General features: G+C 73.1%; 19 protein-coding genes. 8 read left to right on the top strand and 11 right to left on the bottom strand.

Annotated elements, in window-relative coordinates; all coding sequences use genetic code 11:
- The 5 genes from Q0195_RS11350 to Q0195_RS11370 form a co-directional block, all read right to left on the bottom strand.
- On the bottom strand, positions 1 to 232 hold a 232-nt coding region (locus Q0195_RS11350; protein WP_299278508.1), incomplete at its 3' end, for a hypothetical protein.
- A gap of 412 nt (positions 233 to 644) precedes the next feature.
- On the bottom strand, positions 645 to 1,274 hold the full coding sequence (locus tag Q0195_RS11355) for a hypothetical protein (RefSeq protein ID WP_299278510.1): 630 nt from the start codon (positions 1,272 to 1,274) through the stop codon (positions 645 to 647).
- A 500-nt stretch (positions 1,275 to 1,774) separates the two neighbouring features.
- Complete coding sequence (gene araA / locus Q0195_RS11360) at positions 1,775 to 3,283, bottom strand: L-arabinose isomerase (RefSeq protein ID WP_299278513.1); 1,509 nt, start codon at positions 3,281 to 3,283, stop codon at positions 1,775 to 1,777.
- Positions 3,280 to 4,011, bottom strand: coding sequence for an L-ribulose-5-phosphate 4-epimerase (locus Q0195_RS11365; protein ID WP_299278515.1), 732 nt, complete (start codon positions 4,009 to 4,011; stop codon positions 3,280 to 3,282). Before Q0195_RS11365 ends, araA begins: the two co-directional genes overlap by 4 nt.
- An 85-nt stretch (positions 4,012 to 4,096) precedes the next feature.
- On the bottom strand, positions 4,097 to 5,086 hold the full coding sequence (locus Q0195_RS11370; protein ID WP_366518100.1) for a sugar ABC transporter permease: 990 nt from the start codon (positions 5,084 to 5,086) through the stop codon (positions 4,097 to 4,099).
- 44 nt (positions 5,087 to 5,130) lie between these two features.
- Between Q0195_RS11370 and Q0195_RS11375 the strand changes: the two genes are divergently transcribed.
- The 3 genes from Q0195_RS11375 to disA are packed head-to-tail and all read left to right on the top strand — an operon-like array spanning position 5,131 to position 7,925.
- Positions 5,131 to 5,319 (top strand): hypothetical protein, encoded by a 189-nt coding sequence (locus Q0195_RS11375; RefSeq protein ID WP_366518101.1) that lies wholly within the window; start codon positions 5,131 to 5,133, stop codon positions 5,317 to 5,319.
- Positions 5,320 to 5,369: 50 nt separating this feature from the next.
- Positions 5,370 to 6,797 (top strand): DNA repair protein RadA, encoded by a 1,428-nt coding sequence (gene radA / locus Q0195_RS11380; RefSeq protein WP_299278518.1) that lies wholly within the window; start codon positions 5,370 to 5,372, stop codon positions 6,795 to 6,797.
- 54 nt (positions 6,798 to 6,851) lie between these two features.
- Entirely contained in the window at positions 6,852 to 7,925 is a 1,074-nt protein-coding gene (gene disA / locus Q0195_RS11385; RefSeq protein WP_299278521.1) for a DNA integrity scanning diadenylate cyclase DisA, read from the top strand.
- Between the two features lie 24 nt (positions 7,926 to 7,949).
- Here disA and Q0195_RS11390 read toward each other — a convergent pair whose 3' ends face one another.
- Positions 7,950 to 8,576 carry a hypothetical protein gene (locus tag Q0195_RS11390; protein ID WP_299278524.1) on the bottom strand — a complete coding sequence of 209 codons (627 nt, stop codon included), beginning with the start codon at positions 8,574 to 8,576 and terminating at the stop codon, positions 7,950 to 7,952.
- A gap of 68 nt (positions 8,577 to 8,644) precedes the next feature.
- Between Q0195_RS11390 and Q0195_RS11395 the strand changes: the two genes are divergently transcribed.
- Together Q0195_RS11395 and Q0195_RS11400 are read left to right on the top strand one after the other, a co-directional pair.
- Positions 8,645 to 9,538, top strand: a complete 894-nt coding sequence (locus Q0195_RS11395; RefSeq protein ID WP_299278527.1) for an A/G-specific adenine glycosylase — start codon at positions 8,645 to 8,647, stop codon at positions 9,536 to 9,538.
- 90 nt (positions 9,539 to 9,628) lie between these two features.
- Positions 9,629 to 10,087 (top strand): hypothetical protein, encoded by a 459-nt coding sequence (locus Q0195_RS11400; protein WP_299278529.1) that lies wholly within the window; start codon positions 9,629 to 9,631, stop codon positions 10,085 to 10,087.
- 23 nt (positions 10,088 to 10,110) lie between these two features.
- Here Q0195_RS11400 and Q0195_RS11405 read toward each other — a convergent pair whose 3' ends face one another.
- On the bottom strand, positions 10,111 to 10,665 hold the full coding sequence (locus Q0195_RS11405) for an amino-acid N-acetyltransferase (RefSeq protein WP_299278531.1): 555 nt from the start codon (positions 10,663 to 10,665) through the stop codon (positions 10,111 to 10,113).
- A 94-nt stretch (positions 10,666 to 10,759) separates the two neighbouring features.
- On the opposite strand from Q0195_RS11405, the gene Q0195_RS11410 reads away from it, so the two are divergent.
- Complete coding sequence (locus tag Q0195_RS11410; protein WP_299278533.1) at positions 10,760 to 11,185, top strand: Fur family transcriptional regulator; 426 nt, start codon at positions 10,760 to 10,762, stop codon at positions 11,183 to 11,185.
- A 72-nt stretch (positions 11,186 to 11,257) separates the two neighbouring features.
- Positions 11,258 to 12,781, top strand: coding sequence for a catalase (locus Q0195_RS11415; protein ID WP_299278536.1), 1,524 nt, complete (start codon positions 11,258 to 11,260; stop codon positions 12,779 to 12,781).
- A gap of 121 nt (positions 12,782 to 12,902) precedes the next feature.
- Here the strand turns inward: Q0195_RS11415 and Q0195_RS11420 are convergent, their stop codons facing one another.
- The 4 genes from Q0195_RS11420 to Q0195_RS11435 all read right to left on the bottom strand — a co-directional run bounded on the left by Q0195_RS11420 (position 12,903) and on the right by Q0195_RS11435 (position 16,700).
- Entirely contained in the window at positions 12,903 to 13,280 is a 378-nt protein-coding gene (locus Q0195_RS11420) for an ankyrin repeat domain-containing protein (protein ID WP_299278538.1), read from the bottom strand.
- A gap of 60 nt (positions 13,281 to 13,340) precedes the next feature.
- Complete coding sequence (locus tag Q0195_RS11425) at positions 13,341 to 14,495, bottom strand: acyl-CoA dehydrogenase family protein (RefSeq protein ID WP_299278541.1); 1,155 nt, start codon at positions 14,493 to 14,495, stop codon at positions 13,341 to 13,343.
- A gap of 38 nt (positions 14,496 to 14,533) precedes the next feature.
- Positions 14,534 to 15,427: an RNA polymerase sigma-70 factor gene (locus Q0195_RS11430; protein WP_299278543.1), complete on the bottom strand. Its 894-nt coding sequence runs from the start codon at positions 15,425 to 15,427 to the stop codon at positions 14,534 to 14,536.
- A gap of 91 nt (positions 15,428 to 15,518) precedes the next feature.
- Positions 15,519 to 16,700 carry an FAD-dependent oxidoreductase gene (locus Q0195_RS11435; RefSeq protein WP_299278545.1) on the bottom strand — a complete coding sequence of 394 codons (1,182 nt, stop codon included), beginning with the start codon at positions 16,698 to 16,700 and terminating at the stop codon, positions 15,519 to 15,521.
- Positions 16,701 to 16,890: 190 nt separating this feature from the next.
- On the opposite strand from Q0195_RS11435, the gene Q0195_RS11440 reads away from it, so the two are divergent.
- Positions 16,891 to 17,108 (top strand): hypothetical protein (locus Q0195_RS11440; protein WP_299278548.1); only part of this gene is annotated, 218 nt, incomplete at its 3' end.

Genomic DNA, 17,108 nt, shown 5'->3' on the forward strand with positions numbered 1-17,108 from the left:
CGGTGAAGCCGTGCTCCTCGCCCAGCTCCTGGATCGCCGCGATCCCCGCGGGGATCGAGGAGTGCCGGAAGGCAGCGGTCTTGCTGAAGACAAGGGCGCTGAACTCCCCTGCCTCCTCGTCATGCCCGGGATGTGCGCTGGCACCGCTCATGGCGAGCGGCACCACCAGCGCGCCGGCGAGCAACGAGCTTGCGGCTCGTAACCCCCAGCTTCGGGTGGATCTTCTGAGCACGGTTCCTCCTTGACGTCGCGTTCGAGTACGCCGTCGGACCGACTCTGGTCCGCGGTCTGGATGCTGGGGAGGCGCCGACATCGGCGCGGCCCCATGGGTCGGAGCACGGGTCGAGCGGGCATGACGCCGGTCATGCCGGGTGCTCGCCCATGCGCTGGGTTGTCTACCGTCGGTCGGGTGTGGCGGTGCAGCTGTCGTGACCGCAGCGCGCGTCGCCCCGACCGGGGTACCGGCGACGAGCTGTCATGCGGTCACCCGCGGGCGACCGTCCGCTGCCCCGCGGGACGGTCCGGGCTACCCCGCCGCAGCGAGGGTGTGCTGACGACCCGGCGGTCGTCGGACCCGGACACGTCCGTGGGTCGTCGACCCCGACGCTCGTCGCGTGCGGCGGCGAGCAGGGGTCGCGCACCGATCAGTACGCGTCCTCCCACAGCGTGAGCGTGAGGGTGGCCGAGTAGCTTCCGGGGGCGACGTCCCGTTCGGTCTTGAGGAAGAGGTCGGCCGTGGCCTCCCACTCCCCCACCGGCCGTGCCTCGGACGAGTCGAGGGCCAGCGCGAGGAGCTCCTCGCCGACCAGTCCGACGTTGTTGTCGCCCGCCGTCGGCTCGTCGAGTGAGGTGACGACCTCGTCACCCGGTGCGACCTCCCCGTTCTCCTCGGTCAGCAGGCGGGGGCGCCACCCCAGCTGGTCGGGACCGATGTCCGGCACGCCGGCCGCGGTGAAGGCCGAGGACTGGCCGGTGACGTACCAGAACACACCCTCCGGCACGTCCTCCCGGTCGTCCGTGACCGTCACCGTCGGCAGCACACCGTCGAACTGCCGCAGCTCCTGGTCGTCGGACTCGACCTCGGTGAGCGAGGTCGAGCCGGCGGCGACGCTCATGGTCAGCGCCCCCTCCGTCGGGAGCGCCTCGATCTCGACGTCGACCGCGACGTCGCTGCCGTCAATCTCGTCGGCGACCGCCAGTCCCGCGGCGCCGGTGATGAGCACTGCCCCCGCGACGCCGAACCCTGCGCGGGCGAGGAGCGTTCTCCTGTTCATCTCGCATGTCTCCAGTCCCCGGCCGGCCGGTGGCCGAGCCGAATCGTGGCGTCCGGACCTTCCGGGCGCCCGGGATGCACGGGAACACGGACCACGTCGGCCGTCCCGAGCTGCGCGCCCGCTCGCCGGCGCGCCTCCATGCGTTCCTCCCGCCCGACGAGGAACGAGCCGTTGTCTGCGCATGCAGCGCTCCGGGACCGAGGAGGACCCTCCGCTGCCGGTGCCGCGCCGAGGCACGGTGACGGCAGCGGACATGATGTGAGCACGTTGCATGGCACCTTTGCTGGCTAGGGATCCGATCAGATCGACAGGCTCATCTCGATGCTAGCGAGTCCCGGCACCGGGAACAAGGGCATAGTCGCGTGGAACTACAAAATCAGCCGCCCATTCTTCCGATATGATCCGGGCGGCTCGACCGGGTGGGTCGCCCGGCCCGACGGCACGCCTTCGGACGTGCGCCGAAGGCGCGGGCACACCCCCGGCGCCACGACGCCATCGGCTCACAGCCCCTCGGCGAACCGGTAGTAGGCCTGGTTCCAGCGCAGCTCCCGAGCGAAGTCCCGGGTGGTGGTGCCCGCGTCGATGACGGCCAGCTCCATACGCGCGATGTCGGCGAAGTCCTCGATGGTCTCGACGTCCAGCTGGGTCGTCATCACGGTGTGGTGGGCAGCCCCCGCCACCAACCAGCACTCCGCCGACGTGGCGAAGGACGGCTGCGGCTGCCAGACCGCGCGGGCGACCGGCAGCTTGGGGAGCTCGGCGTCCGGCCCGACGATCTCCACGACGTTGGCCGTGAGCCGGAAGCGGTCGCGCATGTCGGACAGCGCGACGACGACGCCCGGCCCACGGTCGGCGTCGAAGACGAGCCGCACCGGGTCCTCCCGGTCGCCGATCCCCAGCGGGTGGATCTCCAGCCGGGGCCGCTGCTCGGTGAGGGACGGGCAGATCTCGAGCATGTGCGCCCCGAGGATCTTCTCCTTCCCGGGGGTGAGCTCATAGGTGTAGTCCTCCATGAGCGACGCCCCGCCGGGCAGGCCGTGGCCCATGACCTTCGCCAGGCGCACGAGGACGGCCGTCTTCCAGTCCCCCTCGGCGCCGAAGCCGTAGCCGTCGGCCATGAGCCGCTGCACCGCGAGGCCCGGGAGCTGCCGCAGCCCGCCGAGGTCCTGGAAGTTCGTCGTGAAGGCACCGAAGCCGCCCTCCTCGAGGAAGGAGCGCAGGCCCAGCTCGATCCGGGCCCCGTAGCGCAGCGAGTCGCGCCGGTCGCCGTCGGGGCCGAGCTCCGGCGCGACGTCGTAGGTCGCGTCGTACTCGGCGACGAGTGTGTCGACGTCCTCCTCCCGCGCGGCGTCGACCCGCTCGACGAGCTCGTTGACGCTCCACGTGTTGGTCGAGACGCCCAGTCGGTGCTCCGCCTCCGTCTTGTCGCCCTCGGTGACCGCGACGTCGCGCATGTTGTCCCCGAAGCGGGCCACCTTGAGCTCGTGGGCGGCCGCCCACCCGGTCGCCGCCCGGGCCCAGGAGGCGACCTTGCGGTGGACCACCGGGTCGCTCGCGTGGCCGACCACCGTCTTGCGGGGCACCCCGAGGCGGGTGGCGATGTAGGCGAACTCCCGGTCGCCGTGCGCGGCCTGGTTGAGGTTCATGAAGTCCATGTCGAGCTCGGCCCAGGGCAGCGCGACGTTCGCCTGCGTGTGCAGGTGGAGCAGCGGCTTGCGCAGCGCGTCGAGGCCGAGGATCCAGGCCTTGGCCGGCGAGAAGGTGTGCATCCAGGTGATGACGCCGACGCACGCGTCGTCCGCGTTGGCCTCGAGGGCGATGCGGCGGATGCCGTCGCGCTCCTTGAGCACGGGCTTCCACACGATCCGTACGGGGATCTCGGCGGCGTCGTCGAGCGTGGCGACGATGGTCCGGGACTGGTCGGCGACCTGCTCCAGCACGTCCTCGCCGTAGAGGTCCTGGCTGCCCGTGAGGAACCAGATCTCCCGGGACTCGAACGGGTTCTTCATCGTGATCCTTCATTTCCGGACGCTGCGGCGCCCTGTCCGTAGACGTTCTGGTAGCGGTCGTAGAGCGAGTCGACGTCCTGCTGGTCGATGGGGATCGGCTCACCCAGCTGCCGGGCGATGTGCACGGCGCGGGCCACCTCCTCGACCATGACGGCGGCCTTGACGGCGGCGCGGGCGTCCTTGCCCACCGTGAAGGGCCCGTGGTTCTGCATGAGCACGGCCGGGGACCGGCTGCCGGCGAGGGTCTCGACGATCCCCCGGCCGATCGAGTCGTCCCCGATGACGGCGAAGGGGCCCACCGGGACCGGGCCGCCGAACTCGTCGGCCATCATCGTGAGCACGCAGGGGATCTCCTCGCCGCGGGCCGCCCAGGCGGTGGCGTAGGTCGAGTGGGTGTGGACGACGCCCCCGATGTCGGGCCGGTGGCGGTACACGTAGGCATGCGCCGCCGTGTCCGAGGACGGGACGAGGTCGGCGGGTGTGCCGTCGTCGGGGACCTTGGCCCCGTCGAGCGTGCACACGACCATGACGTCGGGGGACAGCTCGTCGTAGGAGACCCCGGACGGCTTGATGACGAAGAGGTCCGCCCCCGGGACCCGCTCCGAGACGTTCCCGGCCGTCCACACGACCAGCCCGTTCCGCGGCAGCTCGGCGTGGAGGTCGCTCACGCGCTGCCGTGTCTCCGCGACGGCCCTTCGTGCCTGTGGTGTCAGCTCGCTGAGTCTCATACCGCTCCTTCTTCCTGGCGTGCGCCGTCGACCCCCGTGGTCCGCGCCCGTGTATCCGACGTTCCGCCTGCGGCCGCTCGGCCCCCTACAGGTCCGAGCGCCTCATCGTCACCGCGCGCTGCAGGAGGACGAAGACGAGGAGGATCGCGCCGGTGATGACCGTGGTCATCTCCGGGTTGATCCCGCCGTCGCGGACGATGAGCAGGTTCATCAGGCCGAGGACGAGCGCCCCGACGGCGGAGCCCAGGACGAACCCGGCGCCGCCGGTGAGCAGGGTGCCGCCGATGACGACGGCGGCGATCGCGTCCAGCTCCCACCCCGTGCCGGTGATGTTCTGGGCGATGCCGAGGCGCGAGGTGTAGACCACCGCGGCCACACCGGACAGGCCCCCGCTCACGAGGTAGACCATGAGCTTGGTCGACCGCACCGGCAGACCCATGAGTGAGGCGGCGCTCTCCGAGCCGCCGATCGCGTAGGTGGTCCGGCCGCGGCGGGTGCGGTGGAGGACGAAGAACCCGCCCGCGAGCACGAGGGCCGCGATGATCCCGCCCGCGGTGAGCTGCAGGTCGTTGACCCCGGGCCCGTCGACGAGGGTGATCCGCTGCGAGAGCAGGCGGATCGGCGAGTCGTCGGCGAGCCGCTCGGGCGTCGTGCTGAGCATCGAGGCGAGGCCGCGGCCGAGGAACATCGTCGCGAGTGTCGCGATGAACGGCTGGACGTCGAAGAACTCGACCAGCGCGCCGGCGATCGCCCCGAAGAGCAGTCCGACACCGATCATCGCGAGGATCACGAGCCACGGGCTCCACCCCGCGTTCGCGAGCATCACCCCGGCGACGCTGGAGAAGGCGATGACCGCCCCGACCGAGAGGTCGATGCCCCCGGTGAGGATCACGAAGGTCATCCCCACCGCGAGGATGAGGAGGTGCGCGTTGTTGATGAGGAGGTTGGACAGGGTGTTGTACTGGAAGATCCCGCCGTAGGTGAGCTCGCCGTAGACGAGCATGACGACGAAGAGGAGGAGGGCCGCGGCCGTCGGCATCGCCGACGGGTTGACCTGCAGGAGCCTGTCCCGCACGGACCGTCAGCCTCACCGATGCACAGTCCGACCTCCGGGTCCGGCTGCACGCCGCCGCGCCGTGGCTGCAGATCTACACCGGCGAGCTGGTCGGACGGCGCGGCGTGGCCGTCGAGCCGATGACGTGCCCCCCGGACGCGTTCAACTCCGGTGTCGACCTCGTCGAGCTCGCGCCCGGCGAGCAGCACACGCTGACGTTCCGGATCGACGCGGTCGCGCCCGCCGCGCCGTAGCCGGCGCTGTCGGGGGTGCACGCTACCGTCGAGCTCATGAGGTCGAGCGCATGAGCACGAGGACCCAGCAACGCCCCACCTTCCGCTGCACGGAGTGCGGCTGGAGCACCGTGAAGTGGGTCGGGCGCTGCGGGGAGTGCCAGGCGTGGGGCACCGTCTCCGAGGTCGGAGCCACCACCACGGTCCGCACCACCTCCGCCGCCCGTCCCGCCGTCGCGGCCCAGCCCATCGCCGAGGTGGACGTCGACACCGCCCGCGCGCGGCCCACCGGCGTCGGGGAGCTGGACCGCGTGCTCGGCGGCGGCATCGTGCCCGGCGCCGTCGTGCTCCTCGCCGGGGAGCCCGGGGCGGGCAAGTCGACCCTCCTGCTCGACGTCGCCTCCCGGGCGGCCCGGCAGGGCGACGGTCCCGTCCTGTACGTCACCGGGGAGGAGTCGGCCAGCCAGGTGCGGCTGCGCGCCGAACGGATCGGGGCCCTGGCCCCGCGGCTGCTGCTCACCGCGGAGAACGACCTGGCCACCGTCCTGGGCCACATCGAGGCCGCCGAGCCGGCGCTCGTCGTCGTCGACTCGGTGCAGACCATCGCCTCCGGCGAGGTCGACGGCGCGGCGGGCGGGGTGAGCCAGGTCCGGGAGGTGGCCGCGGCGCTCATCGGCGCCGCGAAGAAGCGGCACGTCCCGGTGATCCTCGTCGGGCACGTGACCAAGGACGGCTCGCTCGCCGGGCCCCGGGTGCTGGAGCACCTCGTCGACGTCGTGTGCCAGTTCGACGGTGACCGCCACTCCCGGCTCCGGCTGCTGCGCGCCACGAAGAACCGGTACGGCCCCACCGACGAGGTGGGCTGCTTCGAGCTGTCCGACACCGGCATCCGCGGGCTGGCCGACCCCTCGGGGCTGTTCCTGTCCGAGTCGCGCACCACCACCGTGCCCGGTACGTGCGCCTCGGTGAGCCTGGAAGGGCGGCGGCCGATGCCCACGGAGATCCAGGCGCTGGTGGCCCCCAGCTCGCTGAGCAACCCGCGGCGCACCACGTCCGGCCTGGACGGCTCGCGGACCGCGATGACGCTCGCCGTCCTGCAGGCCCGGCTCGGCCTCGACCTCACCGGCCGGGACGTCTACGTCTCCACGGTCGGGGGCGCGCGGGCGGTCGAGCCGGCGGTGGACCTCGCCGTCGCGCTGGCGGTCGCCAGCGCCGCCGCGGACCGGCCGCTGCTCCCGGGCGTCGTCGCCGTCGGGGAGGTCGGGCTCACCGGGGACGTGCGCGCCACGGTCGGCGTGCAGCGGCGGCTCAGCGAGGCCGCCCGTCTCGGGTTCACCACCGTGCTCGTCCCCCACCACGGCGCGGACCAGCTGCGCCCGGTGGACGGTGTGCGCGTGCTGCCCGTCGCCAACGTCCAGGAGGCGCTGCTCGCCGTGCTGCCCGAGCGGGCCGCCGACGCGGGGGCCGAGCGGGCCGAACGGCCCCGTCCCGCGCCGTAAGATACGCACGGGGCGTGGCCGCGACGCTCCGCACCGCGAACCGGAGGAGACCACGTGCCCGAGCAGGCGGACAAGCTGCTGCGTTCGACCCTGCAGGCCGTCGCGCCGGGGACCGAGCTCCGCGACGGCCTGGAACGGATCCTGCGGGGACGCACCGGGGCGCTCATCGTCCTGGGCTACGACGACCTCGTCGAGAGCATCTGCTCCGGCGGGTTCGACCTCGACGTCGAGTTCTCCGCCACCCGGCTCCGCGAGCTGGCCAAGATGGACGGCGCCGTCGTCGTCGACTACGCGCGCCAGCGCATCCGCCGGGCGAACGTCCAGCTCATGCCGGACACCAGCGTGGAGACCTCGGAGTCGGGGATGCGGCACCGCACCGCCGAGCGTGTGGCGAAGCAGACCGGCTACCCGGTGATCACCGTCAGCCAGTCGATGCGCATCGTCGCCCTCTACGTCGGCGGGATCCGGCACGTCGTCGAGGACTCCAGCGCCATCCTGTCCCGCGCCCACCAGGCGCTGGCCACCCTCGAGCGGTACAAGGCCCGCCTCGACGAGGTCTCCGGGACCCTCGCCGCCCTCGAGATCGAGGACCTCGTCACGGTCCGTGACGTCACCACGGTCGTCCAGCGGCTGGAGATGGTCTCGCGCATCTCGGCCGAGATCGAGGGGTACGTCGTCGAGCTCGGCGCCGACGGCCGGCTGCTGTCCCTGCAGCTCGACGAGCTCATCGGCGGGCTGGCGCCGGACCGCGAGTACATCATCCGCGACTACGGCGCCCGGCCCACCGAGGGCGTCGCGGGTATCCGGGCCCGCCTGGCGGCGCTGACCTCCACCGAGCTCATCGAGATGTCAGCGATCGCCCGGGCCCTGGGCATCGGCGGCCCGGACGGCGAGTCGCTCGACGACCCGCTGAGCCCGCGTGGGTACCGGATGCTCTCGCGTATCCCGCGGCTGCCGTCCTCGGTGGTCACCGCGCTGGTGGAGCACCTGGGACCGCTGCAGAAGCTGCTCGCGGCGAGCACCGAGGACCTCCAGCAGGTCGACGGCATCGGCCCCCAGCGCGCCCGCTCCGTGCGCGAGGGGCTCTCCCGCCTCGCCGAGTCCTCCATCCTCGAGCGCTACGTCTGACGCACGCCGCGCCCCTCGGCGGGGTCAGCCGACGGTGAAGACGCGGCCACGCTCCGGGCCGAGCGGCTCTCCGGCGAGCGACAGGGACACCCGGTAGGTGCCGGCGGCGGCCGCGCGCTGGTCCCCGGGGCAGCCTTCGGCCGACCGGCGTCCGTTCCACGTCACGGTCACCGCGGACTCCGCGCCGGTGTCGAGGAGCAGCTCGTAGGTGGCGTCGTCGGCGCAGTGCGCCGAGCTCCACACCGGGTCCGAGCCGGAGGTCACGGACGCGACGAGGCTCGCCGGCCCGGCGTCGAGGAGGCACGGCTGCTCGCCGGTGTTGCGCAGGGTCACCCGGAAGCGCACCGCGGAGCCGGGGGCCGGGGCGGGCGGGTCGAGCACGAGGACGGTGTCGACGTCCTGGGCGAGGCACGGGACGACCTCCCCGGAGGCCGGCTCCTGCGCGGTCGGTGTGGCCTCGGCCGTGGGCTGGTCGGCACCGTCCGCGGCGGGGGCGGCGTCGGCGGCGTCACCGCGACCGAGCAGCAGTGTCACCCCCCAGGTGACGCCGGCGAGGAGGAGCAGCAGGACGAGCAGCGCGACGAGGCGGCGCCGGCGGTAGACGGCGGGTGTGGGCCGGGTGGGGCGGCGGTGGGGCGACGTACTGCTCACACCACGACGGTAGGCAGCCGAACGGCAGCGGCGGGGGTGCCTCGCCGGGGAGCGGGCACACTGTGAGCGTGTTCGCCGACCTCCACACGACGGTGATCTCCTGGTACGCCGTGCAGGCGCGGGACCTGCCGTGGCGCCGACCCGGCACCACGCCGTGGGGGGTCCTCGTCAGCGAGGTCATGTCCCAACAGACCCCGGTCTCCCGGGTCGCCCCGGTGTGGGAGCAGTGGATGGCGCGCTGGCCCCGCCCGCACGACCTCGCGGCCGCCGCCCCCGCCGACGTGCTGCGCGCCTGGCAGCGCCTGGGCTACCCGCGGCGTGCGCTGCGCCTGCGGGAGTGCGCCGCCGCCGTCGTCGAGCGGTTCGCCGGGGCGGTGCCCATGACGGAGGAGGAGCTGCGCACCCTGCCCGGGGTGGGCGAGTACACCGCGGCGGCGGTCGCGAGCTTCGCCCACGGCCGCCGTGCCCTGGTGCTCGACACCAACGTCCGGCGGGTGCTCGGCCGGGTGGTCGAGGGCCGCGCCCTGCCCCCGCCGTGCCTCACCGTCGCCGAGCGGCGACGCGCCGCCGCCCTGCTCCCGCAAGACGCGGCACTGTCGGTGCGGTGGAACGAGGGCGTCATGGAGCTCGGCGCCCAGGTCTGCACCGCCCGCGCCCCGCGCTGCGACGCCTGTCCGGTGGCCGACCGCTGCCGGTGGCGGCTCGCCGGCGCCCCGGCCGACCCGGACGCGCACCGCCGCCGCGGGCAGCCCTGGCACGGCACCGACCGGCAGGCCCGCGGCCGGATCATGGCCCGGCTCCGGGCACTGCCCGACGGCGCCTCCCTGGCCGAGGACGAGCTGCTCGCCCCGCTGCGCACCGCCTCCACGGACCCGGGACAACCGGAGCGGGCGCTGGCCTCCCTCCTCGTCGACGGGCTGGTCGCCGAGCCGGTGGCCGGCCGCTACGCGCTGCCGACCTGAGCCGGCGGGCGTCGGCGTCCTGCCCCGTCGGGCGGTTCGACGGACGGCGGCACGACCCGATGCCGGCCCCGCCCCGCGTAGGGTGCTGGGGTGGACAGCCCCTCCCTCGTGCCGCCCGACGTGCGGCTGGCCCGCGCGATCCGGGCCCTGCGCGACGCCGTCCTCGGCTGCGGCGCCGCCTGCCTCGGCCTGGCCGTCGTGGCCGGCGCCATCCTCGCCCTCAGCGGGTCGGACCCCGTCCTCACGCCGCCGGTCGTCACCGTCCTCGGCGGGGGCCAGCTGCTCGCCCTGGCCGGTGCCGTGGTCGCCGGGCTCGGGCTGCGCGCCGCTCTCGCCGGCCGCCCGGTGGGGCCTGCGCTCACCGCCACCCACGACCGGCTCCGTCTGGTGGGCCGGGCCGTGCTCGTGTGGTGCGTGGGCGCCGCAGCCGGGTGGACCGTCGCCGCGCCGGGTGTGGCGCTCCTCGTGCTGGCGCTGGCGGCCGTGACCGCCCAGCTCGCCGTCGTCGTCCTGCTCGTGCGCCGTCGGGTCGCCGCCGCGGCGCGCTGAGCCTGCCGGGGACGCGGTCGCCGTCAGAGCTCGAGGAGCATCCGGGAGTTGCCCAGCGTGTTCGGCTTGACCCGGGCCAGGTCGAGGAACTCGGCGATGCCGTCGTCGTGCGACCGCAGCATCTCCTGGTACACGTCGGTCCCCACCGGCGTGCCCTCGATGACCTCGAACCCCATCCGCTGGAAGAACTCCACCTCGAAGGTGAGGCAGAAGACGCGCTGCAGGCCCAGCGCTCGGGCGCGCTCGATGAGGGCGCTGAGCACGTGCCGGCCCACTCCCCGGCGCAGGTAGGCACGGTCGACGGCGAGGGTGCGCACCTCGGCGATGTCGTCCCACATGACGTGGAGGGCGCCGCACCCCACGACGTGCCAACGCCCGTCCTCGTCCGGCAGCTCGGCGACGAGGAACTCCTGGATGTCCTCGAAGTAGGCGATGAGGTCCTTGGCGATGAGGACCCGCTCCTGGGCGTAGGGCTCGACGATCTGGAAGATCCGACGCGCATCTGCCGGCAGGGCCTGACGGACGATGATCGACGGGGTCGAGGACCCCTCGGGGTACGCGCCGCTCGTCGTGGTCATCGCCCGATGATGGCACGGTCCGGGGTGTCCGTGCGCACTGTTCCGACACATCCCAAGACTTGAACACTTCCAGATAAACGACTACTGTCGACACATGCCCACCACCGACCACGCCGAGCTGCTGCGCGCGGCCGACCTCCGGGTCACCGCACCGCGCCTGGCAGTGCTCGCCGAGGTCGCAGCGCGTCCGCACGCCACCGCGGAGGAGATCCGTGCCGCGGTCCACGACCGGATCGGCACCGTCTCCACGCAGACCGTGTACGACGTCCTCCACGCGCTGACCGACGCCCGGATCCTGCGTCGCATCGAGCCCGACGGCTCCCCCGGCCGGTTCGAGCTCTTTCGCGGCGACAACCACCACCACGTCGTGTGTCGCAGCTGCGGCGCGATCGGTGACGTGCCGTGCGTCGTCGGGCATGCCCCCTGTCTCACCGCCGGTGAGGACCACGGCTTCGCCATCGACACCGCCGAGGTCCTCTTCTGGGGCACCTGCCCCACCTGTCGCACCACCGCCGAGTGACGTCGGGGCGCGGACGCCGCCCTGACGGGAGCACGCCCGAAACCCGGATTTCCCCACACAAGGAGCTGAGGAATGACCGCCGAGAACAACGGCCACAAGAACCTGCCCCTCACGACCGCCGCCGGCGCGCCCGTCTGGGACAACGACAACGCCGTCACCGCCGGCCCGCGCGGGCCGATGCTGCTCCAGGACGTCTGGTTCCTGGAGAAGCTCGCCCACTTCGACCGCGAGGTCATCCCCGAGCGGCGGATGCACGCGAAGGGCTCCGGCGCGTGGGGCACCTTCACCGTCACCCAGGACATCACCAAGTACACCAAGGCCGCGATCTTCTCCGAGGTCGGCAAGCAGACCGAGATGTTCGCCCGCTTCTCCACCGTGGCCGGTGAGCGCGGCGCGGCCGACGCCGAGCGGGACATCCGCGGCTTCGCCCTGCGCTTCTTCACCGAGGAGGGCAACTGGGACATGGTGGGGAACAACACCCCGGTGTTCTTCCACCGCGACCCGCACAAGTTCCCCGACCTCAACCGCGCCGTGAAGCGTGACCCGCGCACCAACCTGCGCTCGGCGGAGAACAACTGGGACTACTGGACCAACCTGCCCGAGGCGCTGCACCAGGTCACCATCGTCATGTCCGACCGCGGCATCCCGGCCACCTACCGGCACATGCACGGCTTCGGGTCGCACACCTACTCCTTCATCAACGCGCAGAACGAGCGCTTCTGGGTGAAGTTCCATTTCCGCACGCAGCAGGGCATCAAGAACCTCACCGACGCCGAGGCCGCCAAGCTCATCGGCGAGGACCGCGAGTCCCACCAGCGCGACCTCTTCGAGGCGATCGAGCGCGGCGACTACCCGAAGTGGACCTTCTACATCCAGGTCATGCCGGAGCACGAGGCGGAGACCTACCGCTTCCACCCGTTCGACCTGACCAAGGTGTGGTCGAAGAAGGACTACCCGCTCATCGAGGTCGGTGAGTTCGAGCTCAACCGCAACCCGGAGAACTACTTCCAGGACGTCGAGCAGGTCGCCTTCACCCCGGCCAACATCGTGCCCGGCATCGGGTTCTCCCCCGACCGCATGCTCCAGGGCCGCCTGTTCTCCTACGGCGACGCCGCCCGCTACCGCCTCGGCGTGAACCACCACCAGATCCCGGTGAACTACCCGCGCGGCGCGAAGTTCGTCAACACCTTCCACCGTGACGGCCAGGGCCGGGTGGACGGCAACGGGGGCGGCGCGCCCGCCTACACCCCGAACAGCTACGGCCGCCTCGAGGCGGACCCGTCGTACCGCGAGCCCAGCCAGGCCGTCGGGGACGTCGCCGACCGGTTCAACTACCGCGAGGAGGACTCCAACTACTACGAGCAGCCCGGCGACCTCTTCCGGCTCATGACCCCGGAGGAGCAGCAGCGCCTGTTCGCCAACACCGCCCGCGCGATGAACGGCGCCTCGGAGGCCACCATCGAGCGGCACATCCGCAACTGCTCGCTGGCCGACCCGGCCTACGGCGAGGGTGTGCGCCGCGCGGTCGAGGCGCTCAAGGAGGGCCGCCTCGACGAGCTCGAGCCGAACCCGTCCAACGTGCCGACCAACGCCTGACCCGGCACGCACACGTCGAGGCCCGGACGACCGCCACGGTCGTCCGGGCCTCGCCCGTTCCCGGGAGAACTCACCTGTCGCGACAGCTCACTGCGGCGCAGGAGCTCAGCGCGGTGCGCACCTACTCCAGCAGGTGGGTGCGGCCGAACATCTCGGCCGTGGCCCGCGCGCTCGGGGTACCACCGTCGAGGTCGGCACCGGCCGCGACGAGGGCGGCGACGATCTCGTCCTCGCCCTTGAACAGCGCGCCGGCGATCGGTGACTGGTCCCGGTTGTTGCGCAGGTCGACGTCCGCGCCGCGGGCGATGAGGGCCTGCACGGTCTCCAGGTTGCCGCGGTAGGCGGCGAGCATGAGCAGCGTGTTCCCCTCGGCGTCTTGGACGTCGACCGGCAGGCCGTGGTCGAGGAACTCCATGAGCTCGGTGGTCTCGCCCTGCCGGGCGAGGTCCATGGCCAGCGCGATGACCTTCGCCGTCTGCTCCTCGGAGAGAGATCCCATCGGCCCATCGTAGGAGGCGGGCGGTGGCTGGTCACCTGCCATCACACGCCGCCCCGAGCCTCACTCCTCGACGGGCCCGAGCAGCACGTTCGCCCACGCGTTGTGCACGGACTCGTCGTCGCTGGGGTGGAAGATCCCGGCGAGCACGTCGCGGTAGAGCCGGGAGAGCTCGCTGCGGTTGAAGTAGGACGCCCCGCCCGAGACCCGCACCGCCTTCTCCACGACGTCCTTGGCGGCCTCGGTCGCGCGGGCCTTGACGGCGGACAGCTGCGGGAGCCACAGGTCGCCGCGGTCGGCGAGCTCGTCGACGTCGCGGGCGATCTGGGCGAGCTGCGGGTAGATGCCGTCGAGCTGGATCGCGGCGTCGGCGAGCCGCCAGCGGATCGCCGGGTCGTGGGCGTAGGGGGCGCCGTCGTTCGCCAGCGACCGGCGCGTCCTCACCCGCTCGACGGCGACGTCGATCGCCCGCTGCGCGATCCCGACGTAGACGCTCGCGAGGAGGATCTCGAAGTTGGCGAAGATCCCGAAGATGAACGGGTCCATCGTGGGACCGGGCGGGATGCGGCGCACGATCCGGTCGGCCGGTGCGTGGGCCCCGCGCAGCACCGTCGTGGAGGACTGGGAGGCCCGCATCCCCATGGCGTCCCAGTCGTCCTTGGGTTCCACGCCCCCGCCGTCACGGGTGACGAAGCCCCACACGTTGTGCGGGCCGTCGTCACCGCTGGTGTCGGTGCCGAAGGTGCCCAGCCGGGTCCAGGCCGGGGAGAGGGAGGTGAAGATCTTGGTGCCATGGAAGGAGTACCCGCCCTGGCCGTCGGGGACGGCCTCGCTGGTGGAGCCGAAGAGGACGAGGTCGTTCCCGGCCTCGGAGACCCCGAAGGCGAACACCTCGCCGGCCGCGGCCTCCTCGAGGATGAAGTCGCAGGAGCTGTCGCCGTGCGCGCGCACCGTGCGGGCCACCCCCATCCACACGTGGTGCATGTTGACCGCCAGCGCCGTCGCGGGCGCAGCACCGGCGAGCCGCATCTGCTCCCGGGTCATCTGCTCGAGGGTGAGCCCGGCCCCGCCCAGCTCCGTGGGCACCATGGCCTTGAGGTAGCCGGCCGCCACGAGCTCGGCGAGGTCCTCGGTGAAGAAGGCGTTCTCGCGGTCGTAACCGGCCGCGCGGGCACGGATGCGGTCGAGGAGGTCGTCGGGCAGCAGCGTCGAGGTCATGTCCCGAGGGTAGGCCGCCCCCGAGCACCACGCGGCGGTCAGCCCAGGCTCAGCGGTGCGGGGGCGGTCAGGGCACCGAGCTTGGCGGGGTTGCGCACGTAGTAGATGCCCGCCACCCGCCTGCTCTCGACGTGGAGGGCGATGACGCCGTCGAGCTCGCCGTCGAGGTGGACGAGGAGCGCCGGGGCGGCGTTGACCAGCGCCGGCACCGTGGTGAAGACGCCCGGGAACTTGGCCAGCGTCCCGACGACGAACCGGGCCACCTTGTCGGCCCCGACGATGGGGCGCAGCGCCGCCTGCTTCACCCCGCCGCCGTCGGCGATGTAGACGACGTCGGGGGCCAGGACGTCGAGCAGCGCCTGGACGTCGCCGCTCTCGACCACCCGGAGGAACGTCGCCACGACCTCCTGCGCCTCCGCCGGGTCGACCACCTCGCGGGGCCGGCGGGCGGCGACGTGTCTCCGGGCACGGGCGGCGATCTGCCGGACGGCGGCCGGGCTCTTGTCGACGGCGGCGGCGATCTCGGCGTGGTCGACGTCGAACACCTCGCGCAGGACGAAGACGGCGCGCTCGGTGGGGCTCAGCGTCTCGAGGACGAGCATGAGCGCGAGCGACACGCTCTCGGCGAGCTCGGCGTGCTCGGCCACGTCCGGGGAGGTGAGGAGCGGCTCGGGCAGCCAGGCCCCGACATATGCCTCGCGCCGGCGGCGCAGCGTGCGCAGCCGGTTGAGCGCCTGGCGGGTGGTGACCCGGACGAGATAGGCCCGGGCGTCGCGTACGCGGTCCGGGTCGACGGCCACCCAGCGCAGCCAGGTCTCCTGCAGGACGTCCTCCGCGTCCGCGGCGGAGCCGAGCATCTCGTAGGCGACGGTGAACAGCAGGTTGCGGTGGGCGACGAAGACCGCGGTCGCCTGCTCGGTGTGCCCGCCCATCTCCCCCTCCGTCCTCGCCGGCGGCTCTCTCCGCCCTCCGACGGCTGCTCCTGCGTCCTCGCCGACGGCTCCTCCACCGTAGGCTGCCCGCTCACCGGGCGGGGACGGCCGGGGCGGCGTCGACGAGCGCGCGGCGACGCGGGTCGCGTGCCCACAGGTCGTGTCGGCCCGGCCGGCGTGCCTCGTGGGCGAGCTGCCACACGGTGCCTGCGCAGATGAGCTCCTTGATGCGGGCGCCCCCGCGGCCGCCCAGGTGGAGCCCGACGGCGGTGTCGTCACGTCGGGCGAGCTGGAGCAGGCCGGAGCGCCGCCCCAGGCTCAGGCACGTGCTGACGAAGGCGACCTCGACCGGGGCCGGCCGCTCGCCCGCGAGCCGGCTGAGGACGGTCTGCGCGGCCTGCGGGCCGAGCTGGACCGCGGCCTGGCAGCTCATCCGGTAGGGCAGTCCGGACTGCGCGGCGGCGTCACCGGTGGCGACGATGCGCGGGTCGTCCAGGCTGGTGAGCGTCTCGTCGGTGAGCAGCCGACCGGCGTCGTCGGTGCGCAGGCCGCTGCGGGCCGCCAGGTCGGGGACGCCGAAGCCGGCCGTCCACACGGTCACCGCGCTGGTCAGCCGGCGACGGTCGGCGAGCGCCACCGCGTCGGGGGCGACGGAGGTGACGGTCGCGCCGGGGCCCTCCACGACCCGTACCCCGGCCGCGGCCAGGTGGCGGCGCAACGTGCGCCGGCCACGGGGGTGGAGGTAAGGGCCGAGCGTCTCACCGGCGACGAGCGTGACGGTGCGGCCGGCCTCGGCGAGCTCGGTGGCGGTCTCGATGCCGGTGGGTCCGCCGCCGACCACGGTCACCGGGGCGTCCGCAGGGGCGTCGTCGAGTGCGGCGCGCAGCCGCTGCGCCTGCTCCAGCCCGGCGAGGGGGTAGGCATGCTCCGCACCTCCGGGCACGCCGGGCGCGGCGCTGCGGCTGCCGACGGCGTAGACGAGGTAGTCGTAGGTCAGGGGCTCACCGGCGGCCAGGAAGAGGCGCCGCGCGTCGGGATCGATCCGGGTGACCGTGTCGACGACGAGCCGGACGCGACCGGCCAGCACCTCCCGGTAGTCGACGACGGCGTCGTCCGTGCCACCCACGAGCTGATGCAGCCTGATCCGCTCGACGAAGGTCGCCCGCGGGTTGACCAGGGTGACGGCGACGTCGTCGCGCCGGGTGAGCCGGTTGGCGGCCATGACGCCGGCGTAGCCGCCGCCGATGACGACGATGTGGGTCGTGGTGGTCATGTGTCTCTCCCTGTCTCGAGTGCTCACCCCCAAGACACCGCGGGGTGCCGCGGTGTGCCAGGCAGCCTCGGTCCGGCCCGACGCGACGGTGCTCCACAGGTCTCACCCGGGTGGTCTCGGTCCACCGATCGAGAGCCACTTTTCCCCGCCATCTCAACGAAATGTCGGTGCTCGCCGATACCGTCGGGACATGGCCGAGCAGCACGACGTCGTCACCGCCACGGACGTGGCGGCGATGCGCCACGCGCTGCAGCGGCTCGACCCCACGGTGCCGGCAGACACCGCCGGCGGCAGCGTCATCGCGGCGGGCACCGCCGGCGGCGGGGTCGGTGCCCCGGCGGCGGGCGCCACCACCGGCGGGGTCGGTGTCCCGGCGCCCGTCGCCGACCCCGCCCGCGGAGGGCACGG

Source organism: uncultured Georgenia sp., assembly GCF_937958535.1.
Lineage (GTDB): Bacteria > Actinomycetota > Actinomycetes > Actinomycetales > Actinomycetaceae > Oceanitalea.